At 56.5% G+C, this 21,359-nt stretch carries 20 protein-coding genes and 1 pseudogene; 10 read left to right on the plus strand and 11 right to left on the minus strand.

Annotated features, from left to right (window positions below):
* Nucleotides 1-283: 283 nt before the first annotated feature.
* The 3 genes and pseudogenes from PSR62_RS21325 to PSR62_RS21335 all read left to right on the plus strand — a co-directional run.
* A pseudogene (locus PSR62_RS21325) lies at nucleotides 284-502 on the plus strand (phage integrase N-terminal SAM-like domain-containing protein); the annotation flags it as partial.
* Entirely contained in the window at nucleotides 491-1,165 is a 675-nt protein-coding gene (locus PSR62_RS21330; RefSeq protein WP_338020240.1) for a tyrosine-type recombinase/integrase, read from the plus strand. The pseudogene PSR62_RS21325 and the gene PSR62_RS21330, both read left to right, overlap by 12 nt.
* Nucleotides 1,156-2,022 carry an IS91 family transposase gene (locus PSR62_RS21335; RefSeq protein WP_274405000.1) on the plus strand — a complete coding sequence of 289 codons (867 nt, stop codon included), beginning with the start codon at nucleotides 1,156-1,158 and terminating at the stop codon, nucleotides 2,020-2,022. Before PSR62_RS21330 ends, PSR62_RS21335 begins: the two co-directional genes overlap by 10 nt.
* Before the next feature lie 830 nt (nucleotides 2,023-2,852).
* Here PSR62_RS21335 and PSR62_RS21340 read toward each other — a convergent pair.
* Nucleotides 2,853-3,395 carry a hypothetical protein gene (locus PSR62_RS21340; protein ID WP_274405001.1) on the minus strand — a complete coding sequence of 181 codons (543 nt, stop codon included), beginning with the start codon at nucleotides 3,393-3,395 and terminating at the stop codon, nucleotides 2,853-2,855.
* A 27-nt stretch (nucleotides 3,396-3,422) separates the two neighbouring features.
* Complete coding sequence (locus PSR62_RS21345; RefSeq protein WP_274405002.1) at nucleotides 3,423-3,695, minus strand: hypothetical protein; 273 nt, start codon at nucleotides 3,693-3,695, stop codon at nucleotides 3,423-3,425.
* 354 nt (nucleotides 3,696-4,049) lie between these two features.
* Here PSR62_RS21345 and PSR62_RS21350 point away from each other — a divergent pair, with 354 nt between their 5' ends.
* A complete protein-coding gene (locus tag PSR62_RS21350) occupies nucleotides 4,050-4,427 on the plus strand; it encodes a hypothetical protein (RefSeq protein ID WP_274405003.1) in 378 nt (125 codons plus the stop codon).
* A gap of 195 nt (nucleotides 4,428-4,622) precedes the next feature.
* On the opposite strand, the gene PSR62_RS21355 is transcribed toward PSR62_RS21350, so the two are convergent.
* Nucleotides 4,623-5,150 (minus strand): general secretion pathway protein GspE, encoded by a 528-nt coding sequence (locus PSR62_RS21355; protein ID WP_274405004.1) that lies wholly within the window; start codon nucleotides 5,148-5,150, stop codon nucleotides 4,623-4,625.
* 252 nt (nucleotides 5,151-5,402) lie between these two features.
* On the opposite strand from PSR62_RS21355, the gene PSR62_RS21360 reads away from it, so the two are divergent.
* Nucleotides 5,403-5,657 (plus strand): hypothetical protein, encoded by a 255-nt coding sequence (locus tag PSR62_RS21360; RefSeq protein WP_274405005.1) that lies wholly within the window; start codon nucleotides 5,403-5,405, stop codon nucleotides 5,655-5,657.
* Nucleotides 5,658-5,759: 102 nt separating this feature from the next.
* Here PSR62_RS21360 and PSR62_RS21365 read toward each other — a convergent pair whose 3' ends face one another.
* The 6 genes from PSR62_RS21365 to PSR62_RS21390 form a co-directional block, all read right to left on the minus strand.
* Nucleotides 5,760-6,224, minus strand: coding sequence for a hypothetical protein (locus PSR62_RS21365; protein ID WP_274405006.1), 465 nt, complete (start codon nucleotides 6,222-6,224; stop codon nucleotides 5,760-5,762).
* 167 nt (nucleotides 6,225-6,391) lie between these two features.
* Nucleotides 6,392-6,826 carry a hypothetical protein gene (locus PSR62_RS21370; RefSeq protein WP_274405007.1) on the minus strand — a complete coding sequence of 145 codons (435 nt, stop codon included), beginning with the start codon at nucleotides 6,824-6,826 and terminating at the stop codon, nucleotides 6,392-6,394.
* 171 nt (nucleotides 6,827-6,997) lie between these two features.
* Entirely contained in the window at nucleotides 6,998-7,351 is a 354-nt protein-coding gene (locus PSR62_RS21375; RefSeq protein ID WP_274405008.1) for a hypothetical protein, read from the minus strand.
* Nucleotides 7,352-7,511: 160 nt separating this feature from the next.
* Complete coding sequence (locus PSR62_RS21380; RefSeq protein ID WP_274405009.1) at nucleotides 7,512-8,441, minus strand: SMI1/KNR4 family protein; 930 nt, start codon at nucleotides 8,439-8,441, stop codon at nucleotides 7,512-7,514.
* A 356-nt stretch (nucleotides 8,442-8,797) separates the two neighbouring features.
* Nucleotides 8,798-9,670, minus strand: coding sequence for a tyrosine-type recombinase/integrase (locus PSR62_RS21385; RefSeq protein WP_274405010.1), 873 nt, complete (start codon nucleotides 9,668-9,670; stop codon nucleotides 8,798-8,800).
* A gap of 864 nt (nucleotides 9,671-10,534) precedes the next feature.
* Nucleotides 10,535-11,878, minus strand: coding sequence for a polysaccharide pyruvyl transferase family protein (locus PSR62_RS21390; RefSeq protein WP_274405011.1), 1,344 nt, complete (start codon nucleotides 11,876-11,878; stop codon nucleotides 10,535-10,537).
* Between the two features lie 219 nt (nucleotides 11,879-12,097).
* Here PSR62_RS21390 and PSR62_RS21395 point away from each other — a divergent pair, with 219 nt between their 5' ends.
* The 5 genes from PSR62_RS21395 to PSR62_RS21415 all read left to right on the plus strand — a co-directional run bounded on the left by PSR62_RS21395 (nucleotide 12,098) and on the right by PSR62_RS21415 (nucleotide 19,090).
* Nucleotides 12,098-12,616, plus strand: coding sequence for a sigma-70 family RNA polymerase sigma factor (locus tag PSR62_RS21395; RefSeq protein WP_274405012.1), 519 nt, complete (start codon nucleotides 12,098-12,100; stop codon nucleotides 12,614-12,616).
* Entirely contained in the window at nucleotides 12,613-14,085 is a 1,473-nt protein-coding gene (locus PSR62_RS21400) for a FecR domain-containing protein (protein ID WP_274405013.1), read from the plus strand. Before PSR62_RS21395 ends, PSR62_RS21400 begins: the two co-directional genes overlap by 4 nt.
* A gap of 136 nt (nucleotides 14,086-14,221) precedes the next feature.
* Nucleotides 14,222-14,647 carry a hypothetical protein gene (locus PSR62_RS21405; protein ID WP_274405014.1) on the plus strand — a complete coding sequence of 142 codons (426 nt, stop codon included), beginning with the start codon at nucleotides 14,222-14,224 and terminating at the stop codon, nucleotides 14,645-14,647.
* Between the two features lie 155 nt (nucleotides 14,648-14,802).
* Nucleotides 14,803-17,274 carry a PSD1 and planctomycete cytochrome C domain-containing protein gene (locus tag PSR62_RS21410; RefSeq protein WP_274405015.1) on the plus strand — a complete coding sequence of 824 codons (2,472 nt, stop codon included), beginning with the start codon at nucleotides 14,803-14,805 and terminating at the stop codon, nucleotides 17,272-17,274.
* Nucleotides 17,275-17,512: 238 nt separating this feature from the next.
* Nucleotides 17,513-19,090 (plus strand): DUF1501 domain-containing protein, encoded by a 1,578-nt coding sequence (locus PSR62_RS21415; protein ID WP_274405016.1) that lies wholly within the window; start codon nucleotides 17,513-17,515, stop codon nucleotides 19,088-19,090.
* Between the two features lie 8 nt (nucleotides 19,091-19,098).
* Here PSR62_RS21415 and PSR62_RS21420 read toward each other — a convergent pair whose 3' ends face one another.
* Nucleotides 19,099-19,734 (minus strand): cohesin domain-containing protein, encoded by a 636-nt coding sequence (locus tag PSR62_RS21420; protein WP_274405017.1) that lies wholly within the window; start codon nucleotides 19,732-19,734, stop codon nucleotides 19,099-19,101.
* A 364-nt stretch (nucleotides 19,735-20,098) separates the two neighbouring features.
* Entirely contained in the window at nucleotides 20,099-21,286 is a 1,188-nt protein-coding gene (locus tag PSR62_RS21425; RefSeq protein WP_274405018.1) for a cohesin domain-containing protein, read from the minus strand.
* Nucleotides 21,287-21,359: the final 73 nt, after the last annotated feature.

Here is a 21,359-nt window from a genome sequence, read left to right on the forward strand (position 1 = left end):
CCAACGGAAGGTTTTTACGACACCGCCCTAAACGAAGCGAGAGATGCCTGAACTACGGAAATTGTACCAAAGCCAGCCCACGTCGCCAAACACGGAAGGTGTGCCGAAGGCCTCAGCGTAAAAACCATGTTCAAGTGAGCCGCTTTGCGGCGGGGTTGGGGTGGAGACTGCTTCGGTGATTATGGTGCCCCCTGTCTTTCACTTCACTCCCTCGTCAGGAACTCGACGATGACTTCAAAAAAAGGCCACGCTCACTCGCTTTCACTCTGACCTCGCCAAGCGGTTTCGAGAAGACTTGCTGCTCAGCGGAAAGCAACCCAGCACCATCGCGTGCTACCGCAATGCGATCGCCCACTTGGCTGAGCACTTCGCTTGCTCCCCGGAAAAACTCTCCGAAGCACAGGTCCGGCAGTATGTCTTGCTGCGAAGACAGCAACTGCAGATCGGTTCGATGCGGCCAATCGTCGGAGCATTGAAATTCTTCTTTCGTGTGACCGTTCCTCGCGACTGGCCCACTCTGCAAGCAGTCCGCTTACCCAAGTCCAACACGCTCCCAATGGTCTTGGTACCCGAGCGATGCTGGCAACTCATTGACGCCACCGTGGCGTCCCATCTGCAAGTCATCTTTCGAGCCATGTACTCCTGCGGACTCCGTGGCGTCGACGTTCGCCACTTGAGACCCCAAGACGTGGACGCCGATCGAATGATGCTCCGCGTTTGCACCACCAAAGGACACCGGCAACGCGAAGTCCCACTGCCTCAAGCTACCCTCGATGCGTTTCGTGCTCACTGGGCAACCCATCGCAATCCAAACTGGTTGCTTCCGGCGACGCAGAGAAACACTCCGGCGTCGAAGGCTGACCAACCCATCAGTGCCAGGACGATCCAGCGTGGGTTCACGAAAGTCACCGAGTCGCTGGGCTGGCAAGACTCCGGATTGACTCCGCACACACTGAGGCATTCCTACGCCACCGCGATGCTGGACGCCGGAGTCAACCTCAAGGTTCTGCAAGGCTACCTCGGACACAAGAACTTGCAAGCAACCGAGGTCTACCTCCACCTGACACGCCTGGGTGACGAAAGAGGCAGGCAGATCGTCGCTCAGATCATGAACGGGGACGTCGCCGAGCAAGGCCTTTCACGAAAGGCGTTTCAATGGTCTTGAAACGCTATGGCGACCAGTACATCGCGAAGCATGGAACACGAATGACCGCCCAACAGAAGAAGGTCCTGTACGCCGCCATGATGAGTGCGGCAGCTCAGGCACTTCAGCAAGCAGCGACCAACCCGCGACATGTCGGTGTGAACGAAACGGGATTCACCAGCGTGCTGCACACGTGGGGACGTGACCTGGTTTACCACCCGCACGTTCACGTCGTGGTTCCCGCCGGCGGCATCGACGCTGGCGGCGTTTGGCAAAGCAGTCGCGCCAGTGTGTTCGTGCCCGAGCAGATTCTGGAGAGGTTGTTTCGCGGAAAGCTGAAAGACAAACTGCGATCCGAATCGTTCTTTGATTCGATCCCCGATGATGTCTGGAAGGGACGCTTCGTCGTCGACAGCGAAGCGGTCGGCAGCGGCGAATTCGCGGTCGCGTACTTGGCCCCCTACGTGATGCGAGGTGCGGTGGCCAATCGACGCGTCACGCAGTGCGACGAATCGACTTCGCTCGAAGAAGCCAACTTGACGCTGCAAGTCAAACGCAGCGGAACGCGTCAGTACAAGCCGATGCAGATGCGTGTGGAAGAGTTCATTCGCCGTTGGCTCCAGCACGTGTTGCCGGCTGGCTTTCATCGTGTACGTCACGACGGATTCGTCAACGCGCGCAGCAAGCGATCCCTCGAGGAGGTTCGCTGGTTGGTCGCTGTCTCACTGGAGCGTCAGTACGAACTGGCTTGCAGCCAGCAGATCGTGATGGCGGAACCGGTCGCGATGCAATGCCCCAGCTGCGGCGCCCCGATGATCAACCTGGGCTACACCCCTGCCACGACAACTTTGCCGCAACCAGCCAGAGCGCCGCCATGATCCAGATCGTCGCTCCAATAACACGTCGCTTTCAAAGTCATCTGATCGGTGACTCCGCTGCCCCTGCGCGCAAGTCGCAATCACCTGACCCGAAAAGCATCCCGGCACACGATTCCAACAGCCGATCAACGCCCTTGCCCGATTCAAAACACCGTTCTGCGTTTCCAGAGCGGCTGCCCAAACCACCGCGCCAAACCGAACCTCGCACGAAGCCCTCCGCCAGAGCACGCCGCAGCGGACAAAACCACTAGGGAACAATCGCCGGAGTGTCCCCACCAAAAAGCGACTCGCCTTGAACAAGGATTTGGGTTCAGGCTCGCACCTCGCTGACCCCAAATCCTAAATAGTTATGCGCCACTTGCCCCGCCGTTACGCGTTGACTCCAGATGAGACTGAAAGACGTTGGCGCTAAGAGTTGCGTTACCGCATCGTATAGTCGCAGAAGGCAATTGAGACAGGAAGCGGCCAGCGATGATCCATAGTTCGCGGCAAGCGAGATCGTTGAGTCGTATATTAATTGAGTATCCGTCGTCGCGGACGGAACACCAATCGAAGAGCAGGCCACCAGTAGCGTCGGTTAAACGATGGTGGAACTGAATGAACCAACCAGAGTATGCGTCCTGCGGCACCTGCGACGGTGACCGTTCGTCGCCAGCATAGTACCGCCAAGTTACGTTATGACCGGCAGTCTGAAAGCAGGCCAGCCATTCAAAGGGCGTCGGTGGCACTTTGCTGGATGAGGCAACATTGAACTCCGTATCGCTCAACCATTCAGGGACGCGTTCAGTCGTATCCGAGGAAGAGACGATTTCAAACCTATCAGCAGAAAGCTAGAATGGAGAAGGAACGTCGATTTCAAAGCCAACGCCATCAGCAACGTCGAGGAGGTCAATTCCCTCAGCGCAGTTGTCGGGATGCCAGCCATTCGGATCGAGGGCGAATTCGCGAATTCCGTGTGCCGTAAGAGTGATGGTACGAATGGTGCGTTCGTCACCCGCCGCATAGCCACCAGCGATCTGGAAGCGAAATGTGACCGTGACCGTTTCGGGTAGTGATGCGCCGGCTGGCAGAGGAGAAATTGCGGTTACGGATGCATCGTGGAGGTCATGGTTATCGTCGAGCCAAGCGTCAAACTGTGATTGCGATTCGACTAGCACAACATTCAGCCGTGGCACACAACGGAAGGTTTTTACGACACCGCTTCTCACCGAAGTCAACAAGCGTCGCAACACAAAACAGTTTACCAAAAAGAAACCACTTTGCCAAAGAGGCGGTGTCCGCGGCGTGGCAAACCAGACCGTGCAACGAAGTGGACAATACGGCAAACCAAATGGTACTCCAACGACGAAGCCGCGGCCTTGCGTAAAAACCATGTTGCACGACCGTGATTTGCCAAGCCGCTATGCCCAAAAGAACAGTTGCACGAATCCCGCGTAGTCAGAGCCACCAACCAACGTTGTGCATTTCTCGCGTGTCTGGACGTTGGCCGATTCGTCATCGGCCAGATCGTCGTCATCGCCGCAACGCTCGAAGAACGCGTCCATGTCGGATAAGGCCGAAATCAGCGAAGATTGGTCGGGCGCAGCTACACATAGCACGCGGTCAGCAACCTCGTGGTCGTAAACGCAGAGAGTCCCGTCCGCGAGCAAGCAGAGTGCGTCAGATTCAAGCATTCCAAGGAAGGTCGAAGTATCCGGAAGCTGCCAATGCGGAAATCGTTCCGCGGCGGACTCCGTTGGCGCGAATTCGAGCATGCCAATTTCGTGACGGTCGGTTTGCCAAGCAGCGATTGTTGGATCAACGGTTGGCATCTGGGAAGACTCGGTCGTGCAACGGGAGATTTTTACGACGCCGATTCTGATCGAAGCGGAAAACGTCGCACACCAAACATTTTACTAACAGATCGCACGTTGCCAAAGATCGCAGGCGTTCGCGGGCTGGCATCAGAGGGAACGCGACCGAAGCGATCGACTCCAAACCACCAAACGATTTCCCAATGACGACAGCCGCGGCTTTGCGTAAACACCATGTTGTGCGGCGGACGGCTTGCGTTACGTGTCGTCGGAACAAGCAGGATACAACGACAAGGCAACGCCAATGCCAAGGTCGGCAGCGAGTCTCAAGAAATCAACCGGCAACCATTCGCCCTGCACGGCAACATCATCAAGGCGAGAATCGAAACCGAAGTCGAGTCGCCGATCGTCGATTGTGGTGTCCGCGTTGAGCAGCAGCAGGCTGTCATGGTGTTGTGTCAAGTACGCAATCGCGTCATCGACCTGCCGTTCGAGGTTGCCATCGGCATCGCTAACGTCGCATGTGAATCCTGCCCATTCACGGAAACGCGACGCGCGCGGCCCCGATGGGGCAAGTGGATGGCCGACGTGCCAAACTCTGGTGGCAGTTAGTGTGGCAGTCGCAAGGAACGAATCGGGATCGAACTCTGTGCCAGCGATACGAAGATAGCAACCGGGCATTTGGCCTCGTCCGCACAACGGAAGGTTTTTACGACACCGCCCTAAACGAAGCGAGGGATGCCTGAAGTACGAGAGATTGTACCAACGCCAGCCCGTGTGACCAACCAAGGAGGGTGTGCCGAAGTCCTAGCGTAAAAACCATGTTGGGCGGCACCGCGCTACGTACCGGCTCCAGATTCGGCGGATACTCGGCACCTCTTTCGCGTCAACCAGCCGGCGATACTGGCGGACAGAGACGATCCAACGCCACATGTCGTGGTCGGGGTGATCGGGCGGGAATTCAGCGCAACCAGACCAATGTGACGAGCCTTCCCAACCAGAGCATTTGACGTTGAGCTGGTCACCATCGTACCAATGCCAGTTGGGCCAGTACCAAGTCACGCCAACGTCGGCATCATCGAGTTCAGGTTGATCATCGTATAGTTCGTGGAGTCGAACGGCGATCCATTCGGCTGTCCGAATCACGCCACGAACGTTGCGGTTGAGGATGAAGTGTAGGCGTTGTTGCGTTTCGGTGGAGAGCGGCGATGCCGCCGCTACGATGAGGGTGCCTGCGAGAATGCGTAGCGGAACGATGTGATTATCGTACGCGACCGAAGCGGGAACCAGTTCCGCTGCGGCTTCGCTTCCAGTGATGAGTTGGTGACTACTCATTTGACTGTGCCGCCCAACGGAAGGTTTTTTACGACACCGCCCTAAACGAAGCGAGCGACGTCTGAACTACGGGAGATTGTACCAATGCCAGCCCGCGTGACCAACCAAGGAAGGTGTGCCGCAGGCCTCGCGTAAAAACCATGTTGTACGGCCCTACGCGCTAGGCAGCACGATGCGGGAACCAACAGGAATGGCAGATTTTGTCGTGCCGTCGAATGTGCAGACGAAACCCGGTGCACGAGGCGGTCGTGCATGGATCAGTGGACGCGAGATACACGCAGTCATGGGGACGCGATCACCAGACGGCGAAACCACAACGACGTCGAGATCGAAGGGTGCCGAACGATCAGCGAAATCGTGAAAGAACTCGTCAGCAACCACGACTCGCCCCGCGGCGAGTTCAAACACCTGAGTTGCGGTTACCAGTTCGGTGTCCATCTGATTGATCTGGGCCGTACAACGGAAGGTTTTTACGACACCGCCCTGAACGAAGCGAGCGATGACTGAACTACATCACATTCTACCAAAGCCAAGGCCCGTTGCCAAAAAGCCAAGGTGTGCCCGGAGGGCCTCAGCGTAAAAACCATGTTGCACGACCGCCGAACCACGTTAGAGTTCGACCATATTTGTTGCACCGTAGCATAGGTCGTCCGAGAGAATTAGGTATCCATGGTAGTATTCGGCAATCCAACGATTGCCGCCCAGTTCCGCGAAGACGATCGTTGGATCAGCAATTACCTTCCGTTTTAGGTCAGCGATTCGGTCACCAGCCTGTTCATCGCGGATGTATTCGGACAATTCAATGAGCAAGTTGGGTGCGTATCGCTTCAGTTTTGGTGCGAGATGAGGTGCAGACAGCCGATCGACGATGTCGAAGCAGTGGGTTTTGCGTGCGGTAAGGGAGAATTCGTCGCCATCGAGCGTAACGTCACACCGCATTTCATCGCGGGAAAGTGGTTGGAAGTGAACGCGACCAGTCGAGAGCATGACGATTAACGAACCGTCGTGTCCAAAGGTTAGCGATCCGCCGAGTTTCTCGGCAAGTAATCGAAGGCGAGTCTTGAATCGTTGCATCTGGTTACGCTGCGGTCGTGCAACGGAAGGTTTTTACGACACCGCCCTGAACGAAGCGAGCGATGCCTGAACTGCCAAGCATTGTACCAATGCCAGCCCGCGTGACCAACCAAGGAAGGTGTGCCGAAGGCCTAGCGTAAAAACCATGTTGGCCGACCCGGCGAGCATCAATCGACGTGGACATCAGTGGCGGGCACACCCGCGTCGAGCATCAACAGCATGACCTCGGCAGCAAGTTTCTCGTCCTCGATTATCAGTGCGTGTCCATCGACGTGAACCGGAAGGAGCCCGCCGGAATCAGTCGGGTTGGGGGTCGTTCGGAGGCCCGCACGGTCAGCGGCATCGACGAGCCAGCGCATTTCAAGGTTGCCAACCGAATCAGTTGTCGTATAGGACGAACGATCACGGAGTTGAGCCCAAACGGCAGCCATCGGCAAATCACGAAAACAGTCCAGCAGCGTGCGCATGGCCGACACCTCGAGGGCGCTTGGCCCCGTTGCATCGAAGTGGAATGTGACCGTCCAGTCGATCTGGTTGACGCGATGAAGCGTCCACCCGGGTTGTGATCCGTCCCAGAGGTAGCGGTATTCATCCAGCGACATGGCGTTTTGGAAAACCTAGGGTCGGCCAACGGAAGGTTTTTACGACACCGCCCTAAACGAAGCGACCGATGCCTGAACTACGAGAAATTGTACCAAGGCCAGCCCGCGTGGCCAAACGCGGAAGGTGTGCCGAAGGCCCCAGCGTAAAAACCATGTTGTCCGACCCGGACGCTACGTTGACGCGATGACCTCGGAAAGATGCTTGCAGTGAACGCGAATTTGCCCGAAGTACTCCAAGTCGACGAAAACGTAGATGTTGCCATCATTCGACGGCTTCTTCGCGTCGATCTGGATTGTGTTGCAGCGCGCAAGATACGAGTCGTCGTCCACCGGTTCAGCGTTGATGGCCGCAACGAATCGAGAAGTAGCGTCGTCGTTGAACAACCCGCCAAACCGCAAGGTGACGGTCGGACATTCTGGATAGAAGATTGGATATAGGGCGAATACGAATGATGCCTCACGTCGCGGGCCGAACGACGCGGAGACAAGGTTAGCATCGTGGTATTCGTATTGGAGTGCGATCACGAAACGCTAGGGTCGGACAACGGAAGGTTTTTACGACACCGCCCTGAACGAAGCGAGCGATGCCAGAACTACGAGAATTGTACCAAGGCCAGCGATCGTTGCCAAAGGACGAAGGTGTGCCCGTAGGGCCTTAGCGTAAAAACCATGTTGGACGACCGTGCTACTTCGCACCGGCTTGAAGTAGTAGCGGTTTGACATCCTCTTCCCAACAAACGGAAAGCGCAGTTTCACCATCCGGTGATTTGTAGTTTACGTCAGCCCCCAGCCGCAAAAGTTCCTCCACACAGCGGTATGACGGATTGTCGACGGCGCGCATCAGAACTGACTGGCCGTCCGAATTAAAATCGCCGGGGTTTCCCCCGTGTGAGACGATCATCTTAAGCGCGTCTGGGGAATGCGTGAAAACAGCAAAGAAAATCGGACGGTGACCATCATCATCCGCTGCATCAATCGACGCACCTCGTTCGATCAGGAGTTTCATGATCTCAAGTCGACATTTCCATGCAGCATGCATCAAGAGTGTCTTGTTTAGCTCACCGCGATGGTCAACGTTGAGGCCGTTGTCAAGTTGCTGGCGTAAGCCAGCAATGTCGTCCCGGTCAATTAGATCGAACGCTGGGTCATCCGACTTGTCTTCCTCCATCGCCTCTGGATCGAGGATGATCCCGTTTAGGAAATCAGTAAATGACTGGGCAACGGTTGGGAGGTCACCGAAGTCGTTTTCCATGTCATGGTAGAGGAAGTAGATACGGCCAGCATCTGGCATATCCAGCTTCATTGCGAAAACGTCGCCGCCCGGAGCGGACGCTACGGGAAGTAGATTGGATGGAATCCAATCTCTCGTTACGTCAAAATTCCACTTTAGGTCCGCCCATTCTTGCCCCGCGTTGACCGCCGAGACGTCCTTGACTCCGGCGTCGCCGATTACGACGTAATCGTGGAAAACGCCCCCATTCGTTTTGAGCAAGAAATCACGATAGTCGTTCGGAAGTGAATGGCCGATGTGCTTTTCGAGTTTGGCCAACTCGGCCTCGGTGGTTGGTGCGAAGTGATCGCGAAGTTTCGCGTGTATTCCAGAGTGGTTCGACATGGTGTTTGAAGGTGGTGGTTTGCCTCCGCAGCCAACGATGGCAAACGTGAGCAGAAAGATTGCGGCTCGCACTATCATACGCTGAGGTCGTCCAACGGGTTTCTGTACGACAGGGTGTCGTACATGCTTGGAAATGGGGGAGAACGGGTGTTGATTTTAGCTGAAGGGGGCTCGGTCTGCAGCACCGTGCGACCGGGCGAGTGTGCGGGGACGCGGTGTTGCGTTCGCTGCTACAGAGGCACGAGTGTGAAAAGCGGTGTTTTTCACACTGAAATCAGGTGGCAATCACACCTTCCCCGCTGGCAGACAAGACGAACGTCCTGCGGGGCAGAATCCAACTCGCAGTTGCGAGGGGGCTAGGTTTTGATCGCCTGAGAAGGTTCCGCGTCTCTGATTCGCAGGATTCGCTTGGCAACCTCTCGCTGCACCTGCGAGAAGAACTCGGGCGACTCCAATCGCTCTCGTTGTGCCGCGGGGAGACAACGCAGCGTCGGTTCCCAGATGTCTTGCAGTGGGATTTGCAAAGAAACCCAATCTTGGCGCGGCATCGTCGCTCGCATTCCCGGCAGGGGAAGCAATTGACCATCCTTCCAGACGCCCAACGTCACCGCATACGCGCCGTTTGAATCGGGATTCGGATCCAGCTCAAGCCGCATCCGGCCCACGGAAGGCCGAGGCTTCGGTTGCCGACCGGAAGACTCCGACGACGAACCGGGTTCGTCCCTCAACCGATCCAGTGGGCTGGCAACCGCCGTCGCTTTCATTCGTGCGACGTTGGTGTACAGCGAGGTGGTTTCCAAATTGGTGTGCCCGAGCAGCTTTTGAATGAACCGAATGTCGGTACCGGATTCGATCAGATGCGTGGCAAAGCTGTGGCGGAAACTGTGCGGCGTGACCGCCTTGCCAATTCCCGACAGAATCCGAGCCTGCTTGACCGCACGTTGGATCGTCCTCGGAGAAAGATGCCGGTCGACACGCCTGCCTTCGGAAGGAAACAGGTAGCCAACTCCTTTGGTGTGCCGCCACAACTGCCTCATCAGCGGCAACAGATCGTCGGCCAGCATGACGTAGCGATCCTTTTTGCCTTTGCCAAGTTGAACTCGGATTTGTTGGCGATCGAAATCAAAATCCGACCACTGCAAACGGGCGACCTCCGCGACTCGCAAACCGGTTGCATACAGCACGGTGAGAAGCAGTTTGTCACGCAACGTGCGAGCGGCCTCCATCATTCGCAATCAAAGCGCCAAACGGTGACGGCTGGTCGACTCAGTCCTCAACGACGTTTCAACGCATGTAGGATGGGCACTCTTGCCTTTTTGCACCCCATATCTTTTGGGAGCCGCTTGCGTTGGGAACACAGGCGCTTTGAATCCAAACATCTCTTGTCCAAGGACCATTAGTGTTCGATCAGCGGAGATTAGTGTTCCCTCGGCCGCTCTGGCGGAACACTAATCCACTCTGATCAGACGCTAATCTTTGGTGTTTCGAGATGTGGGGTATGAAAAGGCACTCTTGCCCGTCAGAGTCTGACAAGACCACCCATCACAACCCGAAGGTTGATGTTGGCCGTTGGCCAACTCATTTCCCTTCGTTTTCTATCCCTGGGGTGATGCCCCAGGCTACGATGATGAAGGCCTTTGGCCAACAAAACCGAATGCGAAATTGCAACTTCAAAAGGCGTGATCGAGGGAACGCGTGCCATTGCAACGAGCCTGTGGGTCCCTCGCTCACGCGTCGGGTTGTGAACTCGAGGCCTCTCGGGGCTTCCTTCCCGAGTGAAGCAAGACGGCCCCATCCGGGGCGATCCCCAGACGCCAGCCACCATTTATTTTTCGAACGTCCCACGCAGCAACCCTCGGCTAAGCAGGTCGGCAGGAATGATCGGGCAAAACCATGTGAGCCGTTTGGGCGTTCGCCCCGGTTGGACGTGGGAGCAACGACGCTACCCAAAACATTCAAAATGCTGAAAGACTCCTGCCGAACTGCTTACCATCTGACATCCCTACCGGGATGAAAACTTGCGCAAACGCATGGCCGCCACAAGCCCAAACGGCTCACGGGAATCCACTCCATTATTTTTTCGCGCTCAATTGTCAGGAAACACTGGCGAGCTCGCTCTGCAGAACCGCCATGGTTTCACGTTGGCGTTTTTCGACGAACTGGCGAGCCTCATTGGCTTTGGCTTGGGCGGCTTCGAAGTTCTTCGCCATTTGCAATACCGTTGGCACGATGCGGTTGCGATCCGTTTCTGAATCCAGATCGAACAACCAATCGCCCAAGCCGATGTCTTCCCACATGTAGCCTTTGCTGGTTTGTTCCTCGAAACGGCAAACGATCGCGGGGATTCCGTGGCCGATGCACATGATCGGTGAATGCATTTCGTTGCCAAACAACCCGGCGCTGTTCATGTAAACGCTGACCGCTTCACCGGTCAACCAATAGTTTGGTCGCCAAACGACTCGCGACAACACATCTTCTGGCAAACGATCGATCAGCATTTCTTTGCCCACCGCCATCTGAGTTCGATCTTCGGGGCACACCAAAACCTTGTGGTCCGTTTCACGCACGACTTGCACGATTGCTTCGCGAAGCTGTGCATGGTCGTGCTCCTTCATCGCTTCGTTGCGAGCGTGCTTGACCGGATCAAATTTGACGTTGGGCTTGATGGTCCAGTACGGCGTGTAGCGCAGTCGCGGGATGCAACACAAAAACTTCTGCGGCTCCAATTGGTTTTCGTCCAAGAATCGATCCGCGGCGGGCTGGTCTCGCAAGTCACAGGCGAAGGCACCGTCGGGCCCAAATTCCATCACAGGGGCGGACGCTCCAAGACTCTTGGCGAGTTCCAGCGATTTGCTGTCTCGGAAGAAGACGAACCTGGCTTGGCTCAACACCTCAACCGACCGAGCCATTGCTTCTTCGTTGCGAGCCGTCGTGGCAGAGGATTTCTTCATCGGGAAAGTGATGCCATCAATGCCGTACGGCTTTCCCGTTTCCTCTCGCCACCGCACCAAGTCACGTTCGGCGACGATGGACGCTCCCGATCCGTGCAGCAGGAAGTCACATTCTTGAAAGGCCAGCTTCAACTCCTCTGACCTTGGTTTGGCGATCTTCAGCGTTGGAAATTCCTTTCGCAGCAATTCTTCCACGCCGTTGTCGACGTTGGACGGCCAAAGGGTGACTTCCACGTCGGGCAGGTGCTCGCGAAGGATGCTGAGCACACCCGGAGTGTGGGCGATGTCGCCGATGTTGACGGTTTGCCAAGATGATCGCAGCAGAATGCGTTTGGGCGGCTTTCCATCGTCAGCAGACGCCAGCGACTTCCAAAGCGAACCGCTTGTTCCGATCGCTCCAACGGCAAGTCCTTTCGTGACGGAACTGCTCAAGAACGAACGTCGATCGAGCCTGGAAAATTGCTTTTCAATTTCAGATTGAGTCATCTGGATGTGGGGTGCATGAGGTGGGGACAGGCAGGCAAACGTTTGTTCAGGCCGGTCTGCTGAGGTGGGAATGGGGCTCCATCGTACTCCAGCGGTTGAGAACCATTGGACCTGTGGAGGACGGCGGAATCACAAATTTCGAAAAAACGGCCGCTTTCATGTCATGATTTGAATGGAGCGGATAAGGAACTGATGCAAACCCAATTCCAGGAGTTATGAGTGGACGATTCAACACGCCATGCGACCCGATTGTGGACCTCGGCTCAGCCGGTGGTGGCCGCCTTCGTTGCGTCGGTGGTCCGAGATCGCCGCGATCGCGAAGACGTGCTGCAAGAGACAGCGCTCGCGGTTTTGAACTCCTTCGATTCCTACGATTCCTCGCAAGCGTTCCAGGGCTGGGCGATTGGCGTCGCTCGCAACCAAATCAGCTTGTACCTGCGACGTCGTCGACGTGATCGTCTGGTGTTCAACGAAGAAACGATCGCGAATTTGCAGTCGACGTTCGAGCAATCATCGCCTCCGGAGGAACTGGATCATTTGCCGACGTGCATTGATCAATTATCAGGTCGCTCCCGAAAAATCTGCGAACTGAGATACCAAAAGGGACTCAAGCCGATCGCGATCAGCGAACAAATTGGGATGACAGCGAACTCGGTATCGAAAGCCTTGCAGCGGATCCGAGAACAACTGCGTGAATGCATCGAAGACAAATTCGTTTCGGAGGGTGCAAACGGATGAGCACGCCCATTCAAACACTGATCGACGGCTATCTGGATGAAACACTGACGCCAGATCAATTGTCCGAGCTGGAAACATGGATCAACGCAAATCCAGACCATGCGAAACGATTCGCGGATGCCGTTCACTTCGACGAACGGATGACGGCTGAACTGAGTTGGCAACAATTCACGGCTCCAGATTCGGCAAAATCGGATTCGATCGAGCCGTCTCCGGTATTCCCCGAGACTTCTCCGCTAGGCAAGCGGATGGTGTGGACGATTGCCGCCATCGCAGCCGCGATTGTGTTGGTGGCTGGATGGGCGATTCGTACGGCCGATGAACCCACCAATGTCAACGGAGCGACAGGGCCATCCATCGCTCAGAATTCCGTTGCACCAGCGGATCCTGATGGCGAGCCCGACACAACCTTTGCGACCTTGGTCCAGTCCATCGATGCGGCGTGGGAAGACGAACACGCTTCACAATCCGGCGACCGTTTGGACGCCCAAACCATTCGTCTTCGATCCGGCATCGTGCAGGTGCAGTTCGACAGTGGTGTCGAGGTCACGCTGGAAGGCCCGGCATCGTACGAATTGCAATCGATTGATCGAACCAAATTGGCTTACGGGCTTCTGTCCGCCACCGTCCCGCCGGGTGCCGAAGGTTTTCGTGTCGACACGCCGTCGGCGCAAGTCATCGACTTGGGAACCGCATTTGGAATCGAACTGGACCGCGAGGGATTGTCCAAGGTGTCGGTCTTCGACGGCGAAGTGGAGGTGGTCACGGACAAAGATCATCAAAAGCGGTTGCTGACCGAAGGTCAGAGCGTGGAACTGTCTTCCGATGGCAGCATGAGTGACATCGTTTTCGAGACCCGGCGTTTCGAAAAGCTGTGGCCGTTTGGATCAGGAATCCTCAAATCAACGGGCGCGTTCCGCTTTGCTCCACCGTGGCCGCGTTTGGTCAACCGAATTCAAAGTGACCGCCGCATCTTTGTTTTGCCTGAAGGTTATGCGACTCGATTGCAATCGCCTTGTTCAGTCGACTTCACAGACCCCGGCCATTACACGAAGGCGACACAGTTGTTGCCATCGGTCATTCCGACCGATCGCCGCGTGCGTTCATTCCTCTTGATGTTCAATCCCGAGGTCCCAGCCGACCCCCAGACGAACCGCCAACGTCCCATGATTCGCAACCTGGAATTGGTCGAAGGCAGCATCACGTTTCAACAACCAATTCTCGGCGTGATTGTTCAAGACAAAACTTTGTTCGCAACCGATGGCCGGTTCTCGTTCCGTAGCGCCGCCAGCCTGCCGTTTGGACAAGGCTTGGAACTGGACGCGACGCGCATCAGCGACATCATCACGCTTAGCGAAGACCGCCGAACCATCGACTTGAGCCTGATGTCGTTTGGCCGGCGAGGCGATCACGTTCGAGTGATCGTCGACGCATCCATCCGCCCGTTCTTTCCTCGACGACCGAAGTGATGCATAGCAGCAAAGTTTCAGTTGCCATTTGTGCGAAGCGTCCCCTAGGACGTTCCGTGACGTGTTACCTGAAACTTTGCACCAAACGTTCCTTTGGATCAATCTTTTTGCCCCGATTCCCAAACAGAAATTCACCATGACAAACGAGAACATTGGCTCGAGTCAGCCTGCAGAAGAGCACCCACAGCGACGTCGCTTCTTGATGAAATTGTTGGCCGGCGGAACCGCCCTGCCACTGATCTCGTCAGTCGCGTTCGCTCAAAAACCCAACCGCATGGACAAAGAGGGCGAGCGCGACCCGCAAGCCAGACGGCGGATGGGCGCCGGCATGCAATTGGACTCAACCAAGATCGCAGCGAAATTGATCAAAGACCATGACAAGGACGGCGACGGTGCTCTCAATGAAAAAGAACTCGCCGCAGCCCTGACAGCGATTCGCGAAGATCGAATGCAAGCTATGCGAGGTCGGCAAGGCCGTGAAGGCATGCGTCCGGGAGCCAACGGACAACGCGGGTTGCGAAACGAAGACAAGGGCGTGCAGCCCAAACGCCCCGGTGAATGATCGCCGCCAACGTGGGAATGCAACCGTACGGTTGGCTACTCGCGTCCGGCGTTTGTGACGCCGGGCGGTGATGCGGGGCAATCCCCTGCGGGACGACAGGCTGCAAGCCACTCCCGCTTTAGACGCTCAATCCTTTTCTCTTCTCTGCAGCCTTCATGTTTGCACGTGTCGCCATGAAAACATTCGTCTGTTCTATGTTGGTCGCTTCGTTGAGCGTGATCGGTACGCTTGAGTCGCGGGCGCAAGAGACCGCCGAAATCTCTCCGGAACAACTCGAGTTCTTTGAGAACCGAATTCGTCCGGTGCTGGTTCGCGAATGCTATGAGTGTCACTCGGCAGAATCCGGCAAGACGCGGGGCGGCCTGCGACTGGACACGCGAGATGGATTGCTACTGGGCGGCGAGTCCGGTCCGTCGGTCGTCCCGGGGCATCCCGAAGACAGCCCCTTTTGGGATGCGGTGACGTACAACGGTTGGGAGATGCCACCACGAGGCCAATTGCCCGACGAGGTGCTGGCAGATTTCAAACGATGGATTGAAATGGGATTGCCCGATCCACGCGTTCGCGAATCGATCACGGTGGAAAGCACGATCGATTTGGAAACCGGTCGAGATCACTGGGCGTTTCAAAGCCCGCAGACGCAAGAGCCGCCGACACCCCAGAACACCAACTGGGCCAAGTCGACCATTGACCAGCATGTGCTGGCAAAACTGGAAAACAACGGTTTGCAACCGGCGGAGGATGCTGACGCGGCGACACTGCTGCGACGCTTGTCCTTTGACTTGATCGGGCTGCCTCCCACCCCCGAAGAAGTCCAGTCTTTCCTGCGTGCGACAGCCAAGAATCGCGACGCGGCGATCGAGGCCAAGGTGGACGAACTGCTCGACAGCCCACGTTTTGGCGAACGTTGGGGACGTCACTGGATGGACGTGGCTCGCTACGCCGAATCATGCGGCAACAGCACCAACAACACGTATCCGCATGCGTGGCGTTACCGCGATTATGTGATCGATTCTTTCAACGACGACACGCCCTACGATCGCTTCATCGCCGAACAAGTCGCCGGCGATCTGTTGCCGGTCAAAACCGATGAACAATGGCAACGCAATCTGATCGCAACCGGGTTTCTGGCGATCGGAACCAAGAACTTGGTTGAACGAAACCCGCGGCAAGTCCAAGCGGACATCATCGATGAGCAGATCGACACCGTGACCAAGGCCTTCCTGGGTTTGACGGTCGCCTGTGCCCGTTGTCACGACCACAAATTGGATCCGATCCCCACGACCGACTACTACGCGATGGCTGGGATCTTCCAAAGCACCAACACGTACTATGGAACGGCCGAAGGGATCACCAACCGCAATGCGTCGGATCTGTTGCAACTTCCAATCGCAGACAAAGTGCCCGCCGGTAGAAAATATTCACTCGATGAAATTGAAGACCTCAACGAACGGATGCGAGATGTTCGTTCTCAGATGGCCGAAGCGGTTCGCGACCGTGACAATCCATCGCAACAGCAGTCGGTGATTCGGCTGCGGGCTCAAGTCGCGTTGATCCAAGGGGTGTTGTCAGAGATCGAAGACGACGGCACTCCGCGGACGCTCGCGATGGGTGTGCAGGAATCCGATTCCTGCCAAGACGCCGCGGTTTTGGTTCGCGGTGACGTGGAGACTCCAGCGCAACGCGTGCCACGGGGTTTTGTTCAAGTCCTCCCGCACAGTTCCGACTTCTCGATTCCGTCTGATGCCAGTGGACGAATGGAATTGGCCCAGTGGCTGACTTCGCCCGAGAATCCATTGACCGCCCGTGTGATGGTCAATCGCATTTGGCTGCATCTGTTTGGTGAAGGCATCGTGTCGACGCCCAACAATTGGGGACTGACCGGGCAAGCCCCCTCGCATCCCGAGTTGTTGGATCACTTGGCGATTGAGTTCGTCAAGGATTGGTCCGTGAAGTCCATGATTCGCGACCTTGTGCTGTCGCGAACCTATCAAATGAGCTCGCGAATGGATGAGGAGAACGACGAAATCGATCCTGACAACCGACTGCTTTGGCGTGCCAGTCCTCGACAGTTGGATGCGGAATCCATGCGAGATGCGATCCTTGCGATTGGCGGTGGGCTAAATCTGGAACGTCCGATCGGATCGCCCATCGCTCGCTATGGCAACAACCGAATTGGCAGAACACTGGACGCATCGCTGCTGGACGGCCTGAATGATCGTCGATCGGTGTACTTGCCGATCGTTCGTGATGCCGTGCCGCGTTCGCTCGCGTTGTTCGACTTCGCCGACCCGAGTCTCAGCAACGCGAAACGTGATGTTTCGAACGTTCCGATGCAGGCGTTGTATCTGATGAACGATGAATTTGTATTGCAGAACGCAGAAAGACTGGGCCGGCGATTGCTTGATGAACACAAAAGCATTCGCGATGGCGTTGCCGCAGCGTTCCTGACGATTTATGGCCGACCAGCAACCGATTCTGAGATCCGAAGCTGCGTGGACTTCTTCCAGGATTTCATGCAGCCCGCTCGAAATCAATCCAGTCGATTTCAATCCGCCCAGCAACTCGCAATGACCGCATTCTGCCAAGCGTTGATCGCTTCGGCTGAGTTCCGATGCCTGAACTGAACCATGTGGAATGGGTTTCCAGCCTGTGGATCCTCACTCACAGGCTGAAAGCCTACGCCACAGGGAACTGCCGCACCGGGCGGCTTGCGCCGCTCCGCTAAGGAACCATTCCGAAACAACTTCGGGATTTCGAAAGATAGCGGAAGGGCGCGAGCCCTCCGGTGACACACCGGGCGGCTCGCGCCGCTCCGCTAAGAAGACTCGATCACTCCACTTCGCTCTCTCATCAGGTTCCCTCATGTCCGATTCAACCAACTTCTCTCGTCGCGGTGCACTCCAAGCGGTCAGCAGCGGGTTTGGCTACCTCGCGTTTGCCGCATTGGCGACCGAGCAAGCGCGGGCCAGCAACCCGCTGGAGGTCAAAGAACCTCACTTTGAATCCAAAGCGAAGCGAGTCATCTTCTTATCGATGCGAGGTGCCCCCTCCCATGTCGACACGTTCGATCACAAACCGCAACTGACACGTGACACAGGCAAGGTTGGCAAGTACGGCGGGACCGGACGCCTGTTGGGATCGCCGTGGAAATTCCGCCAACGCGGCGACAGCGGTTTGTGGATTTCGGATTTGTTCCCAGAACTCTCCAAGCAAGCCGATGAGTTGTGTTTGCTGCGTGGCATGCACTGCGACCAACCCAATCATCCGCAAGCGACCACGCAAACTCACACGGGAAACTTCCAGTTCCCACGGCCTTCGATGGGTGCCTGGACGCTGTATGGGCTGGGAACCGAAAACGAGAACTTGCCGGGATTCATCGTGTTGAATCCGTCCCCCGGTGACAGCGGAAACTACGCCAGTTCGTTTCTACCGGCGATCTATCAAGGAACCAAGATGAAAGCGGGCGGTCGAGGCCGCGGCGGGTTCGCTCAAAACAGAATGCGAGCCAACGGGGGCAATCAACCGGGCCAAAATCAACCGGTTCGCTCGCGACGTGCAATGCAATCGGGGATGAACGGCGACCTTCGCCGGCGGTACGCCGAGTCACGGCAGAGGACGTCCGGCGGGATGGATGCGGCAATGCAACAGCGTCCCTTTGGTCGCCCCGTTCGCGATCAGTTCGCACAACGCGATGACAGTGCGATCCCCAATTTGACAAACCGCATGCTGGATCCGGAACTGCAACGCATCCAGTTGGATCTGATCCAAAACCTGAATCGAAACAAACTCGATCGGGACGGTCACCAACCCCAAGTCGAAGGCATGATCGAGTCGTTCGAGTTGGCTTATCGAATGCAATCCGAAATGCCCGAAGCCGTGGACTTGTCCGATGAATCGCAGGACACACTGGAACTGTATGGGATCAACGGTTCAGGGACAGACGACTTTGGTCGCCAGTGCTTGATGGCTCGACGTTTGGCAGAACGCGGCGTCCGGTTCATTGAATGCGTGAGCCCAGGTTGGGATCACCACCGAAACCTGCGTGACGAAATGGATGACCATTGCGCGCAGATCGATCACCCCATCGCGGGTTTGCTCCAAGATCTCAAGCAACGCGGGTTGTTGGATGAGACGTTGGTCATCTGGGCCGGTGAATTTGGCCGCACACCACACGCTCAGAACGGTGACGGGCGTGACCACAACAACAAGGGCTACACCACTTGGATGGCTGGCGGCGGAGTCCGCGGCGGCTTCAGTCACGGTGCCACCGACGAACATGGCTACGAAGCGGTGGAAGGCAAATGTCACATCCACGATTGGCACGCCACGATCCTGCACCTGTTGGGCTTGGATCATGAGCAGTTGACGTACCGTTATGCGGGACGCGACTTTCGGTTGACCGATGTCTACGGAAGTGTGATCCGCGACATCGTTGGTTGAACAATCGCTCAACCAGGTCGTTGGAACCCCAACATTCGTCCGCGAATGGGTGATCGGAAGAGGTCGTTGAGAACCGTGTCCACATGACTTGGTTTCAAGTGATCCGGCAGAACCGGCCCAATGAACGGTTTGTTCTCCGGCGGAGCAAACATGTCCGTTGAGCGAGCAGATTGCATGACAGCACGGTCCGTCGGATCCGGTCCCACAACGGGTTCCGATTCCAATTCAATCGTGCCCTCGTTCAAACGCACTTGCTGGAGATCCAGTTTCGGCGGCGTCAGGCAGGCCGCGTTTCTGGCTGGATCGAGTTCAATGTCGAGAAGATTGCCATCGCGGGCGGCCATCGGCTGGGTCGAAAACACATAAGCAACCACAATGCCATTTTCTTGATCGACATTGGCAATGAGGGCCGCTTTGTTGTCCCAGATGGCTCCCGGTCGAATGTCTTCCTGTTCGATTTGCACGAGTTTGGGATTGAACTCGAATCGGATCTCGGCTGCCCTGAGAGCGGGCGCGTCTTCAACTCGGATCGAAGCCACCGACTCTTGCTCGGGAGCGGGCCCCAAGGCGTCCAATGAAACACTTGCCATCAAGTGTCGACCTTCCAAACGCTCGGTCGTCAACACGCGACATGTTTTGGCCATCCTGGCTCCCATGTATGTTTCCGAATGGAATCTTCTGTTCATCGCGAGTGCCATGAACGCCCAGCACTTTCGAATTGGAGATTGAAACTCCAACCGAACTTGGGGACTTCAATCCAAGAAGTAATCCAGGCTGAACATTTGTGTCAACGTCACCTAGCCACACTCTGCGAGAATCAGCCAGCGCAAATTCGAGTTTCATTGACTGTGCTCACACCGACACAGGAGGTTTCTGGGCTGAGCAGCACCAAGCCGGGATCCGTGCAGTTGCGTCTTTTTCGTGGGATGGCCAAGTGAGAGAAATCAACGTTGTTTCGTGACGCAACTGAGTCCGTCGCGTCAGTTCCACGCCGTCGAAAACATTTGCTCAAAACAGATTGCTTGCAAAGACTTCGTCCACCGCAGCGGTTTCATCTGAGTCGTCGTCGCTGGACCCAACGGGGGTTCCCATCGCCGCCGTCTGTGCGGTCGCGACGCTTGATGCGGTGGAAGCAATCGGCGATGGGGATGCCTCATCGATCAAGGGTTCGCCGCTGGCGGTTGAATCCGATGTCGCGGGGGTGGTTGACTCGGTCCCGCTGGCGGGCGAGGTGGATGCCGTCACAACGCTGGAACTTGCTGCGACAGAGCTTGCTGAACTGGCACCGGCGGTTGATTCCGCAAACGCATTGATGTCAGTGATCGCGTCCTTCCAGGTGTCGGAACCGACAGGCAACACCGAGGAGGTGTGCAGACGATTGAAGATGTATTGAGGAAGCAAACCCAGTTCGCGGAAGTTCTGATCCTCGAGCGTCGTGCCTTCGACCAGGGTGACGGTCAGCTCATTGACGCCACTGTCCAGGTAAGCGACCGGTTGGGACTGAACAATTTCATATTCACCGGGTGCCAAATCCGTGAATTCGTAACTGCCGTCGGAGTCCGTGGTTGCCTGCAATTCCGCCCCGGTGGACGTGTTTGTCAGCGTGATCGTGACGCCCGGAATGGCTTCGCCAGTTCCGACAGCGTTGTCATTGTTAGCGTCCGCGTATACAAATCCCGAGATCGAGTCATCGCCGGTGGCTGCCGCGGTGATCGTGATCAAACCGTCGGTCGAATCGGAACCGGAAATGGGGGCTGGATCGACCGAGATCTGCCCCTCGTTCAAGGTGACTTGGGTCAGATCCAGCACGGTGGTGCTGTCCAGCACCGCGTCGCTGGCGACTGCAAAGGAAAGTTCCACGACACTGCCGGAAACGTCCGTCAATTCACTGGAGGCTGAAACAAAGATGACCACCGTTCCTGCCGCATCGTCCACATTCGCAGTGACTTGGGTGTCGTTCCCGGTCCCCCAAATGCTGCCGAAGTCAATGTCGTCGGCGTTGAGATCCAACACCGACGTGTCGTAGCTCAAACGGATCTCTGCTGCACGAACTCCGGTCGCCGAATCAATGTTCACTGGAACGGACACGATCGCGTCAGGTGCCGAAGTGAGGTCATCAGGTACGTTGACGGCCGCGAGAAGACGTCGCCCTTCGAGCGATTGAATGGAAAGGCGACGGGATCGAGAAGGTTTCATCAGAGTTTGCCGGAGTCTTTCTGGATTGTTCACAGCCACGATCAACGGTGGAACGACGCTTGTTCTCACACCA

The sequence above is a fragment of the Rhodopirellula sp. P2 genome, assembly GCF_028768465.1.
GTDB lineage: Bacteria > Planctomycetota > Planctomycetia > Pirellulales > Pirellulaceae > Rhodopirellula.

What these genes read in the sequence shown, in the direction of transcription:
- PSR62_RS21335 (WP_274405000.1), top strand. Translation starts at nt 1,156, where the DNA reads ATGGTCTTGAAACGCTATGGCGACCAGTACATCGCGAAGCATGGAACA.
- PSR62_RS21340 (WP_274405001.1), bottom strand. Translation starts at nt 3,395, where the DNA reads ATGGTTTTTACGCAAGGCCGCGGCTTCGTCGTTGGAGTACCATTTGGT.
- PSR62_RS21345 (WP_274405002.1), bottom strand. Translation starts at nt 3,695, where the DNA reads ATGCTTGAATCTGACGCACTCTGCTTGCTCGCGGACGGGACTCTCTGC.
- PSR62_RS21350 (WP_274405003.1), top strand. Translation starts at nt 4,050, where the DNA reads ATGTTGTGCGGCGGACGGCTTGCGTTACGTGTCGTCGGAACAAGCAGG.
- PSR62_RS21355 (WP_274405004.1), bottom strand. Translation starts at nt 5,150, where the DNA reads ATGAGTAGTCACCAACTCATCACTGGAAGCGAAGCCGCAGCGGAACTG.
- PSR62_RS21360 (WP_274405005.1), top strand. Translation starts at nt 5,403, where the DNA reads ATGGATCAGTGGACGCGAGATACACGCAGTCATGGGGACGCGATCACC.
- PSR62_RS21365 (WP_274405006.1), bottom strand. Translation starts at nt 6,224, where the DNA reads ATGCAACGATTCAAGACTCGCCTTCGATTACTTGCCGAGAAACTCGGC.
- PSR62_RS21370 (WP_274405007.1), bottom strand. Translation starts at nt 6,826, where the DNA reads ATGTCGCTGGATGAATACCGCTACCTCTGGGACGGATCACAACCCGGG.
- PSR62_RS21380 (WP_274405009.1), bottom strand. Translation starts at nt 8,441, where the DNA reads ATGTCGAACCACTCTGGAATACACGCGAAACTTCGCGATCACTTCGCA.
- PSR62_RS21385 (WP_274405010.1), bottom strand. Translation starts at nt 9,670, where the DNA reads ATGATGGAGGCCGCTCGCACGTTGCGTGACAAACTGCTTCTCACCGTG.
- PSR62_RS21390 (WP_274405011.1), bottom strand. Translation starts at nt 11,878, where the DNA reads ATGACTCAATCTGAAATTGAAAAGCAATTTTCCAGGCTCGATCGACGT.
- PSR62_RS21400 (WP_274405013.1), top strand. Translation starts at nt 12,613, where the DNA reads ATGAGCACGCCCATTCAAACACTGATCGACGGCTATCTGGATGAAACA.
- PSR62_RS21405 (WP_274405014.1), top strand. Translation starts at nt 14,222, where the DNA reads ATGACAAACGAGAACATTGGCTCGAGTCAGCCTGCAGAAGAGCACCCA.
- PSR62_RS21410 (WP_274405015.1), top strand. Translation starts at nt 14,803, where the DNA reads ATGTTTGCACGTGTCGCCATGAAAACATTCGTCTGTTCTATGTTGGTC.
- PSR62_RS21415 (WP_274405016.1), top strand. Translation starts at nt 17,513, where the DNA reads ATGTCCGATTCAACCAACTTCTCTCGTCGCGGTGCACTCCAAGCGGTC.
- PSR62_RS21420 (WP_274405017.1), bottom strand. Translation starts at nt 19,734, where the DNA reads ATGGCCAAAACATGTCGCGTGTTGACGACCGAGCGTTTGGAAGGTCGA.
- PSR62_RS21425 (WP_274405018.1), bottom strand. Translation starts at nt 21,286, where the DNA reads ATGAAACCTTCTCGATCCCGTCGCCTTTCCATTCAATCGCTCGAAGGG.